This window comes from Xanthomonas sp. CPBF 426, assembly GCF_903989465.1.
Taxonomy (GTDB): domain Bacteria; phylum Pseudomonadota; class Gammaproteobacteria; order Xanthomonadales; family Xanthomonadaceae; genus Xanthomonas; species Xanthomonas euroxanthea.
Map to the genome: position 1 here is coordinate 110,869 of NZ_LR861805.1, position 19,023 is coordinate 129,891.

A 19,023-nucleotide genomic window follows, 5' to 3' on the forward strand; every position below is an offset into this window, starting at 1 on the left:
GCTCATCGCCGCGCACCGTGCGCAAACAGTTCGCGCAATGCCGCATCCGGTGGCGCATCCAGATAATGCACCGCGTGCGCAATGCCGGCGGCCTGCCAGCGCGCCTGCAGCGCGCGCTGGGCCGCGCCGAAGCGTTGCAGATACGCCGCGCGCATCGCAGCGCCATCGCCAAGCAGTTCTTCGCCGGTTTCCGGGTCGCGGAAGCGATGCCCGCCGTCGAAAGGGAAATCGCGTTCGTCGCAGGTCAGCACCTGCAGCTGCATCACCTCGCGGCGTGCGGCGGCGAGTTTTTCCAGGGCGCCGACCAGTTCTTCGTCGAAGCCGTCGCCAATCGACAGCACCAGGGTGTGTGCGGCAATGCGTTCCCATAGCGGACGCACTGCGTCCATGCCCGGCCAGCGCCCACCGGCGCGCAGCCCGTGCAGGGCCAGCCAGAGCCGGTCGCGCTGGCGCGGCCCGCCAGCGGCTGGCACGGCGACCAGGCCGCCGCCGTGCACGGCGAACAGGCCGACCTGGTCGCCCTGGCGCAGCGCGACGTCGGCAGCGCACGCGGCCAGGGTCGCCATCGCCTGCAGGCGCGTGTAGTGCGGGCGCGCCTGATCGGCCTGGCCGGCGGAGGCGGTGGCATCGAGCAACACCCACAGCGTCAGCGGACTCTCGCGCTCTGCTTCGCGCACGAAGAAGCGGTCCGAGCGGGCGTAGAGCTTCCAGTCGATCTGGCGCAGTGCATCGCCGGGTTCGTACGCGCGGTATTGCGAGAATTCCAGCCCGGCGCCGCGGCTGCGGCTGGCGTGCTGGCCGATGCCCTGCGCGCCCTGCGCATGCCGCGCGCGCAGCTGCAGGCCGCGCAGGCGGCTGCGCAGCTCGGCAGGAAGCAGTGCCGGCACGTCCTCGCTCACGTTGCCGCGCGCCTCACGCCGGGAACGGCACGGCGCGCAGCAGCGCGGCGACCACATCGTCGGCGCTGCGTTGTTCGGCCTCGGCCGCGAACGACAGCAACAGGCGATGGCGCATCACCGGCGCGGCCAGCGCGGTGACGTCCTCGCGGGTGGCGGCAAGGCGGCCGTGCAACAACGCACGCGCCTTGGCCGCCAGCACCAGCGATTGCCCGGCGCGCGGGCCGGCGCCCCATTTGATCCACTGGCGCACCTCCTCGCTGGCCTGCGGGCCGGGGCGGCTGGCCCGCACCAGGCGATTGATCCAGGTCAGCAGGTCCGCGCCCACATGCACGTGCCGCACCTGTTGCTGCAGCGCCAGCACGCTGTCGGCATCCATCACCCTGGGCACCTGCGCACTGGTGGTGCCGGTGGTCTGGGTGAGGATGTCGCGCTCTTCCTGCTCGCTGGGGTAATCCACCCGCACATGCAGCAGGAAGCGGTCCAGCTGCGCTTCCGGCAATGGATAGGTGCCGGCCTGTTCGATCGGGTTCTGCGTGGCCAGCACGAAGAACGGCGCCGGCAACGCATAGGTGGTGCCGGCATAACTCACCGTGCGCTCGCTCATCGCCTCCAGCAGCGCGGCCTGGGTCTTGGGCGGGGTGCGATTGAGCTCGTCGGCCAGCAGCAGGTTGGTGAAGATCGGGCCCTGCTGGAACCGGAACTGCCGATGCCCGGTGCCATGCTCCTCTTCCAGCAACTCGGTGCCGAGGATGTCGCTGGGCATCAGGTCGGGGGTGAACTGCACGCGGCGGAACTGCAGCTCCAGCGCCTGCCCCAGCGAGCGCACCAGCAGCGTCTTGCCCAGGCCGGGCGCGCCTTCCAGCAGGCAGTGGCCGCCGGCCAGCAGGCCGATCAGCAGTTGCTCCACCACCGCGTCCTGGCCCACCACCGCCTGGGCCAGGGCCGCACGCAGCGCGCCGAGTTGGGAGAGCTGCCGGGTGAGGATGTCGTCGCTGGGGGAAGTCATGGGGGATGTCTCGTTGTCTGGCTGCTGGCGTAGGAGCGCGCCTGCGCGCGATGCGTTACCGGTCAGTCTTCATCGCGCGCAAGCGCGCTCCTACAAAGGCGTGCGCGGCTTGCGTATGCGACGGCGGGCGGTTGGCGGTGGTGTCGTGCCTGGAAAAAATCTCGCGTGATTCCTGTAGGAGCGCGCTGGCGCGCGATGTGGCGTTACCGATAAAGCCTCATCGCGCGCAAGCGCGCTCCTGCGGATCGATTTCAGTTGGTCAATGCATACATCACGATGTTCACTGCAAACTTGGTGTTGTCTTCGGCCAGGAAGCGTTTGTTGCGCCAGTCGTAATCCCATTCGCAGCCGTAGTCCTTGTTGCTGTACAACACGCCGAGCCGGCCATCGATGCTGATGCCCCTGAGATAATCGTGCACCAGGTCGTCGCCCCAGCCATTGAGCTCGAAGCTGGTGGCCGGCGGGCCGTCGGGGAACTTGAAGAATGCACTGTAGAGACGATGGTTTTTGGGCAGCTTCTGCAATGCGCTCTTGCCGAAGATCGTTGCCATCTGCGCCTCGAACGAGGTGGCGAACAGGCCGTCGATATCGTGATTGCAATCGTCCACGAACACGAACCCGCCATTGCGCACATAGCGTTCGAAGTTGCGCCGCTCGGCCGGATTGAACTCCACCAGCTTGTGCCCGGACAGGTAGCAGAACGGTGCCTGCAGCATGCGCGGATCGGCCAGGTCCAGCACGTGCTCCTGCGGATCCACGCGCAGCTGGGTGTAGTCGATCAGCGAGGTGATCAGGTTGGACGGCATGCGCGCATCCACATCCCAATCGCCCGAATCGTAACGCAGCCGGGTAAACCAGAAATCGTAATTGCCCGCCGCCCGCGCACGCAGCGGCAACGCCAACGCAGTGACGCTACCGAGCAGCAATCCAAGGAAATGACGACGTGATGTCGGGGCCATGAGGAAACAGGGAACCGGAAGCGCTGGTAAACAATCAGGTTGGGAGGAGCGGCTCTTGCTCTCCCATTCCCGATTCCCCAATCCCGATTCCCGGCTCCTCCTCACACCGCATCCGACAACGAGGTAAACGTAAAGTCGCGCAGCCGCATCGGCGGAATCATCATCACGTAGCTGGATTCATCGCCGGCCACGCGCACCGGCCTGCCCAGCTCGTCGATGTTGTTGAGCATGATGATCGGCGATTCGTTGAAGCGGAAATTCTTCACCGGGTACTTGATCTGCCCGTTCTCGATGTAGAAGGTGCCGTCGCGGGTCAGCCCGGTCAGCAGCACGGTCTGCGGGTCGACCATGCGGATGTACCAGGTGCGCGTGACCAGGATGCCCTTCTCGGTGCCGCGCACCAGCTCGGCGATGTTCTTGTCGCCACCGGCCATCAGCAGGTTGCCCGGCTCGCCGACGGCGCGCTTGCCGTTCTTCTGCGCCCAGAACCGCGAATACTGCAGGTTGGCGATCTTGCCGTTTTCCACGATGGCCATCTTCTCGCGCGGCAGGCCTTCCTCGTCCCACGGCAGCACCGCGGCACGCGCATCCCACGGGTCGGCGGTGATGTTCACGCGCGGGTCGTAGACCTGTTCGCCCAGCTTGTTGCCGCCGCCCTTCTTGGACAGGAAGCTGCGGCCCTCGTCGGCCATGCGCGCATCGAAGTAGCGCATCATGAAGGAGATCAATCCTGCCGCCGCCGCCGGCTCCAGGATCACCGTGTACTTGCCCGGCTCCAGCGCCTTGGCTTCGGACGAATCGCTGGCCTTGCGCATGGCGATGCGGATGTCCTGCTCGGCCTTGAAGTCGGCGGCATCCTTCAGGTTGCGCCCCACCCAGCCCGAGCCGCGGCCGTCTTCGGTGCGCACGGTGCAGGTGTAGTCGAAACGCGCGCCGCGCTGGTAGCCAAAGTTGCCCTTGCTGTTGGCGAACGCGGTAAAGCTCTGGCCATCTTCCAGGAAGCCGGCCGCGATCAGGCCCTTGCCCTTGCACGGCGCGATCGAATCGGCAGCCACCTGCGCGCGAAACGCCGGGTCGATGGCGGCGGTGGAGTCGCTGAAGGTGGGGCTGGGCCGGTAGGTCTGCTTGTCCACCGCCGGCATGAATTCCGGGTTTTCCGGCGCCAGCCGCGCCAGGTCTTCGGCACGCCGCACCACGCGCTCCAGCGCGGCGTCGTCGAACTCGTTGATGGTGGCGACGCCCACGCGCTTGCCGAACGCCACCTGCACCTGCAGGTCGGTGTTGTCGACGATGCCGCTGGTGGACACGTTATTCAGTGCGAAACGGATGTTGCCGTCGATCGAGCCGCTGAGCGTGGCGGTGCACTCGTCGGCCTTGGACAGCTTGATGACCTTGTCCAGGATGGCCTTGGCCTGCGCTTCGGTAAGGATGCTCATGTGGGTTTCTCCTGTCAGCCGAGCGAGCGGGCGGTATTGATGACGTTGATGCCGTCGAAACGGGCGGTGGACGAGCCATGCGAGACTGCCGAGGACTGGCTCGGCTGGCCCTTGCCGTCGAAGAACGAGCCGCCCAGGCGGTAGTCGCGTTGATCGGCCACGGCGCTGCAGGCATTCCAGAATTCCGGCGTGCGGATCTGGTAGGCCACGTCCTCGAGCATGCGGGTGATGGCGCCGTTCTTGATCTCGTAGAACAGCTGGCCGCCGAACTGCGCGTTGTAGCGCTGCTGGTCGATGGAGAACGAGCCGTCGCCGATGATGTAGATGCCGTTTTCCACGTCCTTGATCAACTCGCTCACGCTCAGCGGTGTCTTGCCGGCGGCCAGCGACACATTGGCCATGCGCTGGAACTGCACGCTGGACCACGAGTCGGCATAGCAGCAGCCATCGGAGGCGGTCTTGCCGAGGATATGCGCCTGGTCGCGGATGGCCTGGTAGTCCACCAGCTTGCCGTCGCGGATCAGGTCCCACCGCTTGGTCTTGACGCCCTCATCGTCGTAGCCCACCGCGCCCAGGCTGCCGGGCTGGAGCTTGTCGGCCAGGATATGCACCTTGTCGCTGCCGTACTGGAAGCCTGCCTTGAGCTTGTCCAGCGTGGCGAAGCTGGTGCCGGCGTAGTTGGCCTCGTAGCCGAGCACGCGGTCCAGCTCCAGCGGATGGCCGACCGACTCGTGGATGGTCAGCCAGGTGTGCGAGGGGTCCAGCACCAGGTCGTACTTGCCCGGCTTGACCGAGGGCGCCTTGAGCTTTTCCTGCGCCTGTTTGGCCGCGGCAATCGCGTCTTCCTTCATGTCGTAGGACAGGCCGTAATTGACCACGCCGTTGGGCGAGACGAACTTGCCCGAGGCGGCGCCATCCAGATACTCGTAGCCCAGCCCCATCGGCGCGGACAAGCCGTCGCGGGTGCGGAACTTGCCGCTGGCCTTGTCGATGGCGGTCACGCTCAGCGGCGCCCAGATGCGGTGCACGTCCTGGTCGATGTACGAGCCATCGGTGCTGGCAAAGTACTTCTGTTCGTTGACCACGAACAGCATCGAGTTGACGAAGCTGGCGCCGGCCGCGGTGGCGGCAGCGTTGACGCCCAGCAGCAGGTCCACCTTGTCCTTGATCGGCACTTCCATCGCGTTCTTGCTGATCGGCGTCTTCCAGCTGACCTCGCCCACGCCCGGCGTCGGCGCCAGCTGCACCGGCGTGCCCTGCACCTTGGCATTGGCCTTGGCGATTGCGGCGGCTTGCGCCGCGGCCTTGGCCACGCCCTGCTCGGTGAGCACGTTGGTGGCGGCAAAGCCCCAGGCGCCGGCCACCAGGACGCGCACGCCGGCACCGATGGATTCGGTGTTGACCACGTTCTGCACCTTGTCCTCGCGGGTGATGACGAACTGGCGCAGATAACGGCCGATGCGGACATCGCAATAGCTCGCACCGGCCTGGCGCGCGGCGTTGAGGCCGGCATCGGCCAGGCGCTTCTTGCGGCCCACATCCAGTTGCGTCACCAACTGCTCGGCGGCGATCGCCTTGCCGAAGTAGGCCGGCACGATCAGCCCGCCCATGGTCAGCCCGGTCAGGGCCAGGAAATCACGTCGCTGCACGGCAACTCCCCAATGATCCTGCGCGGCGCGCAGGTAGTGTAGTGACGCACAGATCGCTATCTGCACGGTATCGCCGATTCTTGCCGGGCGATGAACGCTGCGTCAAATGACTTTCGGCAGGGGTAGGTATGCAAACGCAACACGTGCATGAACCCGGTGGCGTAGCAGGCCTGCACATGTGGCGAGCGCGGCTGGCTGCGTGTGGTGCTGCCTCATCGCGTTGCCACGCAGTGTGATCGATGCCACGCGTGCCTTTCTCGCTGGCGATCGTGGCATGCACGCGCGCATGCCATCGCGCGCAGTCGCTGTTTCACATGGCCCACGGCGGCTGAAAACGAAGCGATGGTCTGCGAGGTTGCTGCGGGGCCCTTGCCCGCCCACCATCGCAGGACACGCCGCAAGTACGTCCATGTAGGCTCCGGCGCGGCATCCATGCCGCTCAGGGTCCCGCGACGGTGAGCGGGCAAGGACCAGTCGAGATGGTCGGTACGCATAGTGAGAGCAAAGCATGACGTGCGTTGTTGAATAACGCCGCGGATCATCTTCGCAACGCGAGGCGATCAACCTGAGGCTTCAAAAAAAGCAACCGAATCACTCTCTGGTGCGGTGTCCCGCGAGCGGTGAGGGCACCGCGCCCTCGACCCCCCGGCCTTTTGACTTGGGCATCTGATCGCGTCTAAACGCCGCCGCGGTCTAAGTCCCGATCGCTTTAGGTGGTTCGTCTCGATAGACAGGGACAGTGCGGCTGGATCGCTTGCAGAGCGGATGATCTGCGCCCTTGCTGCAGGGCCCTTGCCCGCCCACCATCGCAGGACACGCCGCAAGTACGTCCTTGTAGGCTCTTACGCGGCATCCATGCCGCGTAAGGTCCCGCGACGGTGGGCGGACAAGGACCAGTCACGATGGTCGGTGTGCACAGTTAAGAGCGGTAAGAGCAGTGCGCGATGCGCGCTGTTCGATGCTGGTGCGCAAGCTCAATCTCTGGGGCACCGCGCCCTCGACCGACCAGCTTCTCTCAACCCAATGCGCGTGCGGTGTTGATCACGTTGATGCCATCGAAGCGCGCCGTGGACGACCCGTGCGAGACCGCCGACACCTGGCTGGGTTGGCCCTTGCCATCGAAGAACGAGCCGCCCAGGCGGAAGTCGCGTTGGTCGCAGACCGCGCTGCAGGCGTTCCAGAATTCCGGCGTGCGGATCTGGTAGGCGCCGTCTTCCACCAGGCGCGTGACCTGGCCATTCTCGATTTCGTAGAACAACTGCCCGCCGAACTGCGCGTTGTAGCGCTGCTGATCGATCGAATACGAGCCACGCCCGTGGATGTACAACCCGCGCTCCACGTTCTTGATCATGTCGGCAACCGCCAGCGGCGTCTTGCCTGCCGCCAGCGAGACGTTGGGCATGCGCTGGAACTGTACGCTGGACCACGAGTCGGCATAGCTGCAGCCATCGGACGCGGTCTTGCCGAGCAGATGCGCCTGATCGCGCGTGCACTGGTAGTCGACCAGGATGCCGTCCTTCACCAGCTCCCATTGCTTGCTCTTGACGCCCTCGTCGTCGTACCCCACCGCGCCCAGGCTGCCGGGCTGGGTGCGGTCGGCGACGAAGGTCACCGCATCGCTGCCCCAGCGATAGCCGGCATCGCGCTTGTCCAGCGTGGCGAAGCTGGTACCGGCGTAGTTGGCCTCGTAGCCGAGCACGCGATCGAGCTCGAGCGGATGGCCCACCGACTCGTGGATGGTGAGGAACAGGTTGCTCGGGTCGATCACCAGATCGTACTTGCCGGCCTTCACCGACGGTGCGGTGAGTTTGGCGCGTGCCTGCTTGGCGGCGGCGATCGCATCCTCGCGCGCATCGTAGCTGTGGCCGTAGCCGATCAGCCCGCCTGGCAGCTGGTGCTTCTGGCTGGCATCGCCGTCGAGATATTCGTAGCCCATGCCCATCGGCGCCGACAGCCCGTCGCGGGTGCGGAACTTGCCGCTGGCCTTGTCCACCGCGGTAACGGTGAACGGCAGCCACAGCCGGTGCACGTCCTGGTCGATGTAGGAGCCGTCGCTGCTGGCGAAATACTTCTGCTCGTTGATCGCGAACATGCGCGAGGCCACGAAGGTCGCACCGGCATTCAACGCCGCGGCGTTGACGTCCATCAGCAGCGCCACCTTGTCGCCCAGCGGCACTTCCATCGCGTTCTTCTTGATCGGCGTGCGCCATTGCACCTGCCCGGCAGGCGTCACCGGCGCCAGCTGCACCGGCGCACCGCCCAGCCGCGCGTTGGCCTTGGCGATCGCCACCGCCTGGCGCGTGGCGGTGGCCACGCCATCGCTGGTCAGCGTATTGGTGGCCGCAAACCCCCAGGCGCCATCGGCCAGCACGCGCACGCCAACGCCACTGGATTCGGCATTGACCACGTTCTCCACCTGCGCCTCGCGGGTGATCACGAACTGGCGCAGATAACGGCCCACGCGCACATCGCAATAACTGGCACCGGCCGCCTTGGCCGTGCTCAGCGCGGTATCGGACAAGCGACGGCTGCGCGCGGCATCGTTGGGCGCGAGCAACTGCTCGGCCGCGATCAGGCGCGTGTGCGGCAGCAGCAGCCCGGCAGCACCGATGCCGGACAAGGTGAGGAAGGTACGACGGTCCACGGCGGTTCTCCGTTGAAGGCCAGCGGCACGACTCCCCGCCGTGCCAGCTCCCGAGACTGGCCGGTGTGGGCGCTGGCGGTCAAGGGGGCAATGCCGGCATGGCCCCCGGCAGCCCGCCTGCAATGCGGAGACGTTGGCGCCGTCAGCATGGCCGTGGCCCGAAGGCAGTGCCGGCACGCGAGGCGCGGTCGCCCTTACCGAAGGGACTGGAAGGTCGTTCGCAGATGATCGACAAAGACCGGCGGATTCTCCATCGCCGCAAAATGTCCACCCCGCTGCGCTTGCCCAAAAAAACGGAGATCCGCAAAGCGGCGCTCTGCCCAGCGCCGGGAAAGGCGCACCTGCTCGCCGGGAAACATGCTGATGCCAGTTGGCGTGGGCATTGGATGCGAAGGCATCTGTGCCCTGGCTTCCTGCGCGGCTTCCCAATACAGACGCACCGAGCTGGGCCCTGCGTTCGGGAGCCAGTACAGCATGATGTCATCGATGAGGTGGTCCAACGCGAACACCTTCTCCGGTTCGAAGCCGCTCTGGGAGACGTCCTGGAAGAGTGCATAGATCCATGCAGCCAGGCCCACCGGAGAGTCCGCCAAGCTGAAGCCTACCGATTGCGGCCGGCTGCTTTGCAGCTTCATGTAGCCGGAAAATTCCGTGTAGTAGCGTTGGGCGTCCTCCAGCATCTTCTGCTCGGCCGGTGTGGCTTGGGCGATTTCCTGCGTGCTGGGTTCGAACATCGCCATGTTCAGATGGATGCCCACCAGGCCCGGTGGCTGCATGAATCCAAGCGCGGTGGTGATCGCACTGCCCCAATCGCCGCCCTGTGCGGCCCAGCGCTCGCCATACCCCAAGCGGCGCATCAGTTCGACCCATGCCGCAGCCGTGCGCCCGATTCCCCAGCCACGGGCGGTCGGTTTTGCAGAGAACCCAAAGCCAGGCAAGGATGGAATGATGAGATGAAAGGCGTCCGACGCCTGCCCGCCATGGGCCACCGGGTCACTCAAGGGGCCGATCACCTCGCGGAATTCGAGCACCGAACCGGGCCACCCGTGCGTCAGCAGTAAGGCAAGCGCATCGGGCTCGGGCGAGCGTACATGCAGGAACTGGATCTCCAGTCCATCGATCGTCGTACGACTGCTGTTCCAGCCGTTCAACAACCGCTCTGTCGCACGCCAGTCGTAACCGGACTGCCAGCGGTCCACCAGGCGCCGGATGCGCTCGCTCTGCGGGCCCTGGCTGTGGTCCTCCACGGTCTCCCTGCTTGGCCAACGCGTTTGCCTCAGCCGGTGTGCAAGGTCATCCAGCTCCGCTTGTGCAACCTGGATGTGGAACGGTGCAATGCCATCGCGCATCTCAAGACTCCCGTACATAGGTGTTGGCCAGTGTCTGGCGGGCTGTCTGCCAGGAGCGCGCACCGTAGCGATCGTTATCCAGCGGGACCAACTTGCCGCGCCCGCTCATCATGTCGCGCAGATATTGCATGCCCTGCCAGGGAGGGAAGGGATCATCGCTGGCGGGTGTGAGTGCACGCACTGCACGGATGATTGCCGACATCGTGCCGAGCCCGCCGGGCCTGAGCGTGCGATAGCGCTGCCCGGTGAGTTCGGTGAGCAGTTGCGCGATGTCGTTGGGCGAAATGCTGTTGCCGGCAATGCGCAGGTCCCGCGGGGCCGTGGCATCCTGTGCGGCCGCGGCCGTGTAGCTGGCGACGTCATCTTTGGCGGTGAAATCGAGCTGCTGGTGTGCGTCGCCAAAATGCATGACACGACGGCCCGGGACCACCAGGCGCGCGCTGCCCTCGAGCAGCTCCAGAAAGCCGCCGCACAACACCGAGGTGGCCGCGATCGGCGCGGCATCCAGCCGGTCTCTGAACCGGCGCCGCAGATCCAGGTTTCGATTGTCGCCCGGCCGTGTCTTCGTATAGTCCAGCGAGAAATCAGACGGGATGAAGCGAGGCACGCCGGCGCTGACGGCTGCATGCAACAGCTTTCCCTGTTGATCCAGCATGACGTCTTCCAAACCGTTGAGCGCGGACACGACACAGGCCGCATTCCCGACCGCTTTGCGCAAGGCTCCGGCGTCTTCCATCTCGACGTAGTGGACCTCGACGTTCCTGCGTTGCAGGGCCGCAACACGGTCCTTCCCGGCACCTTGGCGAACAAGGGCAACGACAGCGGCTCCCTGGTCCTTCAGCGCAAAGGCGATCCGGCCACCCAGGTCGCCGGTGGCGCCTGCAACAACGATTCGGGATGTCGCGTCTGTCTCCACAATTGCCTCGTGCCTGGGTCTTTTTGCGCCAACAATGGCAATGAGAACTGCGACAGCGCAGCAAGCTCTGCGTCACTCAGCAGCTCCGCCATTCGCTGGCCTGGAAGACCACGCAGCGAATAACTGAACGATATCGTTCAGTTGATGGGAATGCAAGCGACGTGTAACTTTTCGTCGATGAAAGCAGTCAAGCAAAAGTCAAAAGGCGGAAGGCCGCCACTCGAGAAAGCGGGCGATGTGGAACGGCGCTTACTCGATGCGGCACTGCACCTCTTCCTGGAGCGCGGATTCGAGGACACCTCGTGTGAGGACATCGCGCGGCTGGCCGGTGCAGGCAAGGCAAGCTTTTACGCGCGCTACGCCAATAAGGACGCCATTTTTGAAGCGGTGGTCCGGCGCGATGTCGACACCCAGCCCGTGCCTGCCGCAGCCAGCGTCCCGATGGATCTGGAGGGGCGCCTGAGACACGCAGGACAAGGGATGCTTGCGCATGCGTTGCAGCCCCAGACGGTGGCGATGATGCGCCTGGTCGTCGGCACCTCCATTCGTGCGCCAGCGCTTGCCGCTGAAGTCAACCGCATCGGCTGGGAAGGCGGGCTGCGGCGCGTGCAGGCGGCGATCCAGGACGGCCCGGATCAACCGGCCAATCCGGCTGCGTTGGCAAGCCACTTCGTCGACCTGGTCTTCGCGCCGCATCAATTGCGCGCCCTGCTGGGCGAGGATCCAGGCAGCCTGGTCGCCACCGCATCGGACCGTGTGGAGTGGGCGCTTGCACTTCTCAAGGATGCTGGCCAGCTGGAGACCGGAAGCCCTCAGTAACACCCTTGAGTTGCGGGAATCCTTGAACAACGCAGCGGACGACGCGACTTGATGGCGTATTCGGCGGTGTCTCCTGCACGCGCATGTTGTCCCTGCTCGCAGCAGCGAAGTGGGACTTCTCAGTGCTGCGACATCGTGAGGTGGCGGATCACTTTTTGAAGTCGGTAGGGCGTTCCAGCTGGTAGATCGCCTCACCCAGGTCGTCCAGCTTGCTGGCAACGATGGCCTGCGCATCGTAGACGCCCCGATTGTAGAAATAGGCTCCCACCTCGTCGGCGAAGAAATCCAGCAGAAACTCCGCATCGAAGCGGCCGATCTGCTGCTTCAGTTCTTCGCTGAAATACAGCTGGATCTTGCGCGTGATCGCCGCCCGCTCGCCTTCGGTGAATTTGATCGCGGTCATGGATGCTCTGGTCGGCTCAACTACGGTATCGGGGCGATGTGCGTTGCGACACAGGCAACTTGGGGCGATATTTTTCCGAGAACTGCGCGACCGACGTGCTGCGCCGTAATGTGGCTGGAAGATCGATCGGTGAAAGATATCGCATACAGGCTCCCTGCCTTCAAACTGCCGCTGCTCCTCAAATAAACGAGCCGCGCCGCGATGCGGCGTCGGCTCGCCCGTGTTCACTTGGACTGACTTGCCGCGCGTTTGAAATACGCCGTGCGCATCACCGGGTTGCCGTCCTTGAAGTACGCTTCAATCTCGGTCATGACCTTGCCGTCGGCACTGACCGTATAGGTGCGTGTGGATGCCGGGACACCTTGATACATCAACTGCATCACCAGCACGCCGGGCTCGGGCATTTTGACTGCGGCGCGATCGACCAGGTAGGTGCCCGAGGCCTTGCCCGGCGTGCCGTCCAGCAACAGCGTGGATTGCGCCTGCAGCGTCTTGTTGTCGTGTTCGATGATCTCGGCGCTGGTGGCCCACTTGTTGCCTGGAACCTGTTTGAACTCCAGGACGACACGTTTGGGTCGTACCGCTGCCGGCATCGGGAGGCTGCTGGTATCCAGCAGCCAGGTTCCGACCAGTGGCGATGGCGCGGTTGATGCGGAGAAGGCGGGTGTGGCCTGCAACATGACGGCAGCCACCAGTGCAACACATACGGTCTTCATGTGAACTCCCTGATCGTTATGTGATCCCTGCGGGCAGTCAGGCGACTGCTTGCAAGGCATTGCGCGTAGAGATCGACTTCCCGTAGACCGTCCCACTCCGGCCCGAGGGCGATACTCACCGCTGCCCGGTGGTGAGTCAACCGACGGCAGGATGTGGCTGCTGGCGCAGTTCTCGTCGCTCTGCAGACCATCATTAGACTGCGTCATCTGCCGTTGTCACACACAAAGACACCCGCACGGGGCGGGTGTCTGGCAGGCGTCAGCGCGGCGTGTGGCTTGCGCCGAAAGTTCAGCCCTGCGCCTTGTCGAACTCCACGTGATAGCGCGTGGCCTCATTCACTTCGTTCTTCGAACCCAGGAACACCGGCACGCGCTGATGCAGCTGTGTCGGTTGGAGGTCCAGGATGCGCTCGCGCCCGGTGGTAGCCGCGCCGCCGGCCTGTTCCACCAGCATGCTCATCGGGTTGGCTTCGTACATCAGGCGCAGCTTGCCCGGCTTGGAGGCGTCCTTCTTGTCCCAGGGGTAGATGAAGATGCCGCCGCGGGTGAGGATGCGGTGCACGTCGGCGACCATGCTGGCGATCCAGCGCATGTTGAAGTCCTTGCCGCGGCTGCCGTCCTTGCCGGCCAGCAGGTCGCTGACATAGGACTGCATGGCCGGCTCCCAGTGGCGCTGGTTGGACATGTTGATGGCGTATTCGGCGGTGTCGTCGGGCACGCGCATGTTGGCCTGGGTCAGCAGGAAGCTGCCTTCCTCGCGCTCCAGGGTGAAGGCGTGGGTGCCATGGCCGAGCGTGAGCACCAGCATCGTGCTGGGGCCGTAGATGCAGTAGCCGGCGGCCACCTGTTGCGTGCCCGGCTGCAGGAAGTGCTCATCGCCGGGCTTTTCGGTGCCCTTGGGCGCGCGCAGCACCGAGAAGATGGTGCCGACCGAGACGTTGACGTCGATGTTGGAGCTGCCGTCCAGCGGATCGAACAGCAGCAGGAAATCGCCGCTGGGGTACTGGTCGGGCACCGGCTGGCTGTGATCCATTTCTTCCGACGCGCACGCGGCCAGGTGGCCGCCCCAGGCGTTGGCTTCGAGCAGGATGTCGTTGCTGAGCACGTCGAGCTTCTTCTGTGCCTCGCCCTGCACGTTGCCGGTGCCGGCATCGCCGAGCACGCCGCCCAGGGCGCCCTTGCTCACGGCGATGGAAATGCGCTTGCAGGCGCGCGAGACGATGGTGATCAGCTGGCGCAATTCCGGGTCGATACGGCCGGCGTGTTGCTCTTCGATCAGGAAGCGGGTCAGCGAGGGACGCGACATGGGGGCGGGTAGCCTGTGTAGGAAGTGGTCCGCCATTGTCGCCATTGCGCCGTTAGATTTCGATCACTGCATGCGCGTTTTGCCGCGTTGTTGATCGAACATGCGCGAATGGGAGAGCGATGGTCGCGCTGCGCTTGCCCCCATCCGCCCTTCGGGCACCTTCGCCCGCCGGCGGGGAAGGACGCGGCGAGGGCTGGGAAGGGGGCGTTTGCGGGCACAAAAAAACCGGGAGGCTGGCGCGCTCCCGGTTTGCTGGCATTGGCCGGTGTGGCCGATTGCGATGCGGTTGCTTACATCCGGCTGACGGTCGCCACGGCCTGCGCCACATAGTCCAGGTTGCGCTGGCTCAGCGCGGCCACGCAGATGCGGCCGGTGCCGACGGCGTAGATCGCGAACTCCTCGCGCAGGCGATCCACCTGGGTCCGGGTCAGGCCCGAGTACGAGAACATGCCGGCCTGGCGCTGGATGAAGTCGAACTCCGGCGCGCCCAGCGTGGCCAGCTTGGCCACCAGGCCCGCACGCAGGGCGTGGATGCGCTCGCGCATCTCGGTGAGCTCCTGCTCCCACAGATCGCGCAGCTCCGGGCTGGTCAGCACGCCGGCCACCAGGGCGGCGCCGTGCGTGGACGGGCTGGAGTAGATGGTGCGGATGATGCGCTTGACCTGCGACTGCACGGCCTTGGCTTCAGCGGCTGTGGCCGAGACCACCGACAGCGCGCCCACGCGCTCGCCATACAGCGAGAACGACTTGGAGTACGAGCTGGCGACCACGTAGCTGTCGATGCCTTCGGCGGCGAGCAGGCGCACCGCGTACGCATCGGCCTCGATGCCCTTGTCGAAGCCCTGGTAGGCGATGTCGACGAACGGGAACAGCTCGCGTTCCTTCAACAGCCCGGCGACCTGCTTCCACTGCTCCTTGGTCAGGTCCGCGCCGGTGGGGTTGTGGCAGCAGGCGTGCAGCAGCACCACGGTGCCCGGCTCCAGCTTTGCCAGGTCGGCGAGCATGCCGTCGAAGTTCAGCCCATGGCTGGCGGCATCGAAATAGGTGTAGTCCACGACCTCGAAGCCGGCCGCGCCGAACACGGCGCGATGGTTTTCCCAGCTCGGGTTGCTGATGGCGATGGTGGCCGTGGGCAGCAGCTTCTTGAGCAGGTCCGCGCCCACGCGCAGGGCGCCGCTGCCGCCGACGGTCTGCGAGGTCGCCACGCGGCCGGAGGCCAGCAGCGCCGACTCGGTGCCGAACAGCAGCTCCTGGGTGGCCTTGTCGTAGGCGGCCAGGCCGTCGATGGGCAGGTAGCCGCGCGGTTTGGCATCCAGCGCAAGCTGCTGCTCAATCTTGTGCACGGCGCGCAACAGCGGGATGCGCCCGTTCTCGTCGTAATAGATGCCCACGCCCAGGTTGACCTTGTTGGGGCGGCTGTCGGCGTTGTAGGCCTCGGTCAGGCCCAGGATGGGGTCGCCTGGAACCTGTTCCACGTTTGCAAAGAAGGACACGGCATGACTCGCTGAAGGACGAAAGAGTGAGGGACTTCCGGATGCTCGGCCGCGGCTGGGCCAAACCACTTCATCGTAGCAGCCCATGGCCGGCGTAGCATGCTTCGTTCCGTACGCAACGATGCGGCCACAGTACGGATGAGGGACACTACGCCCATGCCCAGACTGACCTTGTTGGCCGCCGCTTGCGGCCTGTTCGCCACGGGCGCCGCGTCGCCCGTCCTGGCCGCCGATCCGGCGCCGCCCGCCTCCCCACCGATCCAGCGCTTGCCCACGGTGCAGGTGGACGCCGCGCGCGTGCACGGCGTGGACGACTTCGACCTGCCGGCCTCGTTCACCGTGGTGGCAGCCGATGCCGACAACCGCCGCGGCGCGCAGGTGTCCGAGCTGCTGGACGGCATCCCCGGGCTGGTGGCGCGCGATCGCCAGAACTACGCGCAGGACACCCAGCTGTCGATCCGCGGCTTCGGTGCGCGCTCCACCTTCGGTGTACGCGGCGTACGGCTGCTGGTCGACGGCATTCCGGCCAGCATGCCCGACGGCCAGGGCCAGCTCTCGCACTTCAACGTGCTGGGCGCGCAGCGGGTGGAAGTGCTGCGCGGGCCGTTCTCGGCGCTGTACGGCAATTCGTCCGGCGGCGTGCTGCAGCTGTGGAGCGCCGACGGCGCCCCAAACGACCCGTGGCGGCTGCGCGCCACCTACGGCAGCAATGCCACCGTCAACGTGGGTGCGCAGTTGCTCGGCCAGCAGGGCGCGGTGCACTACAACCTGGCCGCCAATCATTTCGAAACCGACGGCTTCCGCGCCCATAGCCGCGCCAGGCGCGAGTCGGTCAACGCCAAGCTCGGCTTCGATCTGGCCGAGGGCCGCCGGCTGGACCTGGTGCTCAACTATCTGGACGCACCCGACGCGCAGGACCCGCTCGGCCTGACCCGTGCCCAGTTCAGGGCCGACCCGGCGCAGGCCACGTCGGTAGCCACCCAGTTCAACACCCGCAAATCGGTGCGGCAGTCGCAGGCCGGGGCCATCTTCACCCAGCAGCTGGACAGCCAGACACTGCGGCTGATGGCCTACGGCGGGCAGCGCAGCGTGGAGCAGTTCCTGGCGATCCCGGTGGCGGTGCAGCGCAATCCGTTGCACTCGGGCGGGGTGATCGATCTGGACAGCAATTACGAAGGTGCCGACGCGCGTTGGGCCTGGCAGGGGCAGGCCCTGGGCCGGCCCCTGCAGCTGACCGTGGGCGCGAACGTCGATCGTCAACGCCAGCACCGCACCGGCTATGAAAACTTCGTCGGCGACACGCTGGGCGTGCAGGGCGCGCTGCGCCGCAACCAGCGCGACCAGGTCGAGAATGTGGACCAGTTTGCGCAGGCGTGGTGGCAATGGAGCGACCGCTGGTCGGCCTTGCTGGGCGTGCGGCATAGCCAGGTGCGCTTCGACTCGGACGACCACTACATTCTCGGGCGCAATCCCGACGACAGCGGCCAGCGCGATTATTCGGCAACCACGCCGGTGGCCGGCGTCGTGTTTCGCGCCGCCGAGGACCTGCGTTTCTACGCCTCGGTCGGGCGCGGTTTCGAAACGCCCACCTTCAACGAGCTGGGCTATCGCAGCGATGGCGGCGCCGGCCTGGCGCTGGATCTGGGCGCGGCGACCAGCCGCAATTACGAGATCGGCAGCAAGTGGCGCGCGCAGAGCGGCGCAGCGGTAGAAGTGGCGCTGTTCCGCGCCGACACCGACGACGAACTGGCCGTGGCCAGCAACACCAATGGCCGCAGCACCTACCGCAACATCGGTGCCACCCGCCGCCAGGGTGCGGAGCTGAGCTGGAATCAACCGGTGGGCGACACCCAGCAACTGCAGCTGGCCTACACCTTTGTCGATGCCACCGTGCGCGATGGCTACCTCACCTGCGCCAGCAGCGGCTGCGCCACGCCCACTGCGCCGGTGGCCAGCGGCGCGCGCCTGCCGGGCGTGCCGCGCCAGCAACTGTTCGCGCGCTGGCAGTGGCAGCCATTGCAATGGCAGTTCGCCGCCGAAACGGTGGCCTCCGACGCCACCGTGGTCAACGACCTGGCGACCGAGCGCGCACCCGGCTACGCGCTGGTCAACCTGGAAGCCTCCCGGCGCTGGACCACCACGCTGGGCGGGCTGCGCACCTTCGCCCGCATCGACAATGCGCTGGACCGGCACTACGTCGGCTCGGTCATCGTCAACGACGGCAACGGGCGCTATTACGAACCAGGCCCGGACCGCACCTACACGGTCGGCCTGCAGTGGGATTTCGGCGGCTGAGCTACCGCAGGCGGCGCGCGCTCAACAACGCGCCCGCCACCCATAGGAGCGCACCCGGGCGCGACAAAGCCGTCCCGCCAACGCGCGCACCACCAAGCGGCGGCACAACAGCATGCGGATGTCTCTCCAACAACCGCTCGGCCTGCAATGAGCGTTGGGCAGCCAATCCGGCCGCAGGCGGCGCGCGCTCAACAACACGCCCGTCACCGTAGGAGCGCACCCGGGCGCGACGAGCCGTCCCGCTGACCCACGGTGTGCCATCGACACTCCACACCTGTGCCCACCACCCAAGGCCCGCCATGATCGTCATCGATCACGCCCCCGCAGACTGGTTTCTCCTGCGCGAGGACAACCGCGACTGGCTGGACATCAACTGCGCGATCTCGGCCACCGGCTTTTCGGTGCTGCTGGCGTTGGACGCAACCGAGCAGGCCGACGTGCTGGCAGACGGGCATGTCGCCTGCGCACGGCTGGCCGCGCAGGTGCAATGGCGGCCGCACGCCTTTGCCGCGCGCGATGTCAGCGCCAGCCACGGGGCGCAGGTGAGCGCAGCCGTGCAAGCGTGGCGTGCGGCAGACATCCGCACCGCTGGTACCTAAGCGCGCACTGCGTTCGGCAAGCCGCTCGCATTGCTTGCCGGGCGTCACGGCAGGGCGCCGCGTTTCTGCAGCAGTGACTGCGCGCAATGCGATGCACTAAGCTTGCACGCGCATTCCGCCACAAGGATGTTTCCGTTGAACACGCGCTACGCCCCGATCGATTTCAGCGACAAGCTCGCCCTGCTGTCGCAGCACTGGTCCCCGCGTGTCGTGGCGGAAATGAACGACTACCAGTTCAAACTGGTCAAGCTGCAAGGTGCGTTCGTGTGGCACCAGCATGCGGACACGGACGAGGTGTTCATCGTGCTGGACGGCAGCATGACCATCGAATTTCGCGATGGCGTGGTGGCGCTGTCGGCCGGGCAGATGCACGTGGTGCCCAAGGGTGTCGAACACCGGCCGGCGGCGGAGCACGAATGCAGCGTGCTGCTGGTCGAGCCGCGCGGCGTGGTCAATACCGGCGATGCGGGCGGCGCCTACACCGCGGACAACGACGTCTGGATCTGATCGCTGCGCTCGGTGCGCGGGTGCCGG

The 19,023-nt window shown here is 66.0% G+C and carries 16 protein-coding genes; 4 read left to right on the forward strand and 12 right to left on the reverse strand.

Annotated elements, in window-relative coordinates; all coding sequences use genetic code 11:
- Positions 1-2: 2 nt before the first annotated feature.
- The 8 genes from H7A87_RS00445 to H7A87_RS00480 all read right to left on the reverse strand — a co-directional run bounded on the left by H7A87_RS00445 (position 3) and on the right by H7A87_RS00480 (position 10,858).
- Entirely contained in the window at positions 3-899 is an 897-nt protein-coding gene (locus H7A87_RS00445; RefSeq protein WP_119127939.1) for a DUF58 domain-containing protein, read from the reverse strand.
- 13 nt (positions 900-912) lie between these two features.
- Entirely contained in the window at positions 913-1,905 is a 993-nt protein-coding gene (locus H7A87_RS00450; RefSeq protein WP_119127216.1) for a MoxR family ATPase, read from the reverse strand.
- A 251-nt stretch (positions 1,906-2,156) separates the two neighbouring features.
- On the reverse strand, positions 2,157-2,969 hold the full coding sequence (locus H7A87_RS00455) for a DUF4159 domain-containing protein (RefSeq protein WP_119127217.1): 813 nt from the start codon (positions 2,967-2,969) through the stop codon (positions 2,157-2,159).
- A complete protein-coding gene (locus H7A87_RS00460) occupies positions 2,966-4,300 on the reverse strand; it encodes a TldD/PmbA family protein (RefSeq protein ID WP_119127218.1) in 1,335 nt (444 codons plus the stop codon). Before H7A87_RS00460 ends, H7A87_RS00455 begins: the two co-directional genes overlap by 4 nt.
- A 14-nt stretch (positions 4,301-4,314) precedes the next feature.
- On the reverse strand, positions 4,315-5,949 hold the full coding sequence (locus tag H7A87_RS00465; RefSeq protein ID WP_180496836.1) for a TldD/PmbA family protein: 1,635 nt from the start codon (positions 5,947-5,949) through the stop codon (positions 4,315-4,317).
- A gap of 1,015 nt (positions 5,950-6,964) precedes the next feature.
- The gene (locus H7A87_RS00470) at positions 6,965-8,593 is read right to left on the reverse strand and encodes a TldD/PmbA family protein (RefSeq protein WP_180496837.1); all 1,629 of its coding nucleotides are present in this window, start codon (positions 8,591-8,593) and stop codon (positions 6,965-6,967) included.
- Positions 8,594-8,787: 194 nt separating this feature from the next.
- Entirely contained in the window at positions 8,788-9,942 is a 1,155-nt protein-coding gene (locus H7A87_RS00475; protein WP_119127220.1) for an epoxide hydrolase family protein, read from the reverse strand.
- A 1-nt stretch (position 9,943) separates the two neighbouring features.
- Complete coding sequence (locus tag H7A87_RS00480; RefSeq protein ID WP_119127221.1) at positions 9,944-10,858, reverse strand: NmrA family NAD(P)-binding protein; 915 nt, start codon at positions 10,856-10,858, stop codon at positions 9,944-9,946.
- Between the two features lie 177 nt (positions 10,859-11,035).
- Here H7A87_RS00480 and H7A87_RS00485 point away from each other — a divergent pair, with 177 nt between their 5' ends.
- Positions 11,036-11,677 carry a TetR/AcrR family transcriptional regulator gene (locus H7A87_RS00485; RefSeq protein ID WP_119127222.1) on the forward strand — a complete coding sequence of 214 codons (642 nt, stop codon included), beginning with the start codon at positions 11,036-11,038 and terminating at the stop codon, positions 11,675-11,677.
- A 148-nt stretch (positions 11,678-11,825) separates the two neighbouring features.
- Here H7A87_RS00485 and H7A87_RS00490 read toward each other — a convergent pair whose 3' ends face one another.
- The 4 genes from H7A87_RS00490 to H7A87_RS00505 form a co-directional block, all read right to left on the reverse strand.
- A complete protein-coding gene (locus tag H7A87_RS00490; RefSeq protein WP_119127223.1) occupies positions 11,826-12,080 on the reverse strand; it encodes a DUF2164 domain-containing protein in 255 nt (84 codons plus the stop codon).
- 224 nt (positions 12,081-12,304) lie between these two features.
- Positions 12,305-12,772 (reverse strand): hypothetical protein, encoded by a 468-nt coding sequence (locus H7A87_RS00495; protein ID WP_052767866.1) that lies wholly within the window; start codon positions 12,770-12,772, stop codon positions 12,305-12,307.
- Positions 12,773-13,085: 313 nt separating this feature from the next.
- On the reverse strand, positions 13,086-14,102 hold the full coding sequence (locus H7A87_RS00500; protein WP_104584495.1) for a class 1 fructose-bisphosphatase: 1,017 nt from the start codon (positions 14,100-14,102) through the stop codon (positions 13,086-13,088).
- A 290-nt stretch (positions 14,103-14,392) separates the two neighbouring features.
- A complete protein-coding gene (locus tag H7A87_RS00505; protein ID WP_119127224.1) occupies positions 14,393-15,595 on the reverse strand; it encodes an amino acid aminotransferase in 1,203 nt (400 codons plus the stop codon).
- A 156-nt stretch (positions 15,596-15,751) separates the two neighbouring features.
- Between H7A87_RS00505 and H7A87_RS00510 the strand changes: the two genes are divergently transcribed.
- The 3 genes from H7A87_RS00510 (at position 15,752) to H7A87_RS00520 (ending at position 18,996) form a co-directional block, all read left to right on the forward strand.
- The gene (locus H7A87_RS00510) at positions 15,752-17,890 is read left to right on the forward strand and encodes a TonB-dependent receptor (protein ID WP_180496838.1); all 2,139 of its coding nucleotides are present in this window, start codon (positions 15,752-15,754) and stop codon (positions 17,888-17,890) included.
- A 299-nt stretch (positions 17,891-18,189) separates the two neighbouring features.
- Positions 18,190-18,489, forward strand: a complete 300-nt coding sequence (locus H7A87_RS00515; protein WP_119127226.1) for a hypothetical protein — start codon at positions 18,190-18,192, stop codon at positions 18,487-18,489.
- A 126-nt stretch (positions 18,490-18,615) separates the two neighbouring features.
- Positions 18,616-18,996, forward strand: a complete 381-nt coding sequence (locus H7A87_RS00520) for a cupin domain-containing protein (RefSeq protein ID WP_104584487.1) — start codon at positions 18,616-18,618, stop codon at positions 18,994-18,996.
- Positions 18,997-19,023 lie beyond the last annotated feature (27 nt).

Excerpts from the sequence above, each read along its gene's own strand:
- H7A87_RS00500 (WP_104584495.1), bottom strand. The coding sequence starts at position 14,102 with ATGTCGCGTCCCTCGCTGACCCGCTTCCTGATCGAAGAGCAACACGCC.
- H7A87_RS00475 (WP_119127220.1), bottom strand. The coding sequence starts at position 9,942 with ATGCGCGATGGCATTGCACCGTTCCACATCCAGGTTGCACAAGCGGAG.
- H7A87_RS00515 (WP_119127226.1), top strand. The coding sequence starts at position 18,190 with ATGATCGTCATCGATCACGCCCCCGCAGACTGGTTTCTCCTGCGCGAG.
- H7A87_RS00485 (WP_119127222.1), top strand. The coding sequence starts at position 11,036 with ATGAAAGCAGTCAAGCAAAAGTCAAAAGGCGGAAGGCCGCCACTCGAG.
- H7A87_RS00510 (WP_180496838.1), top strand. The coding sequence starts at position 15,752 with ATGCCCAGACTGACCTTGTTGGCCGCCGCTTGCGGCCTGTTCGCCACG.
- H7A87_RS00520 (WP_104584487.1), top strand. The coding sequence starts at position 18,616 with ATGTTTCCGTTGAACACGCGCTACGCCCCGATCGATTTCAGCGACAAG.
- H7A87_RS00490 (WP_119127223.1), bottom strand. The coding sequence starts at position 12,080 with ATGACCGCGATCAAATTCACCGAAGGCGAGCGGGCGGCGATCACGCGC.
- H7A87_RS00460 (WP_119127218.1), bottom strand. The coding sequence starts at position 4,300 with ATGAGCATCCTTACCGAAGCGCAGGCCAAGGCCATCCTGGACAAGGTC.
- H7A87_RS00450 (WP_119127216.1), bottom strand. The coding sequence starts at position 1,905 with ATGACTTCCCCCAGCGACGACATCCTCACCCGGCAGCTCTCCCAACTC.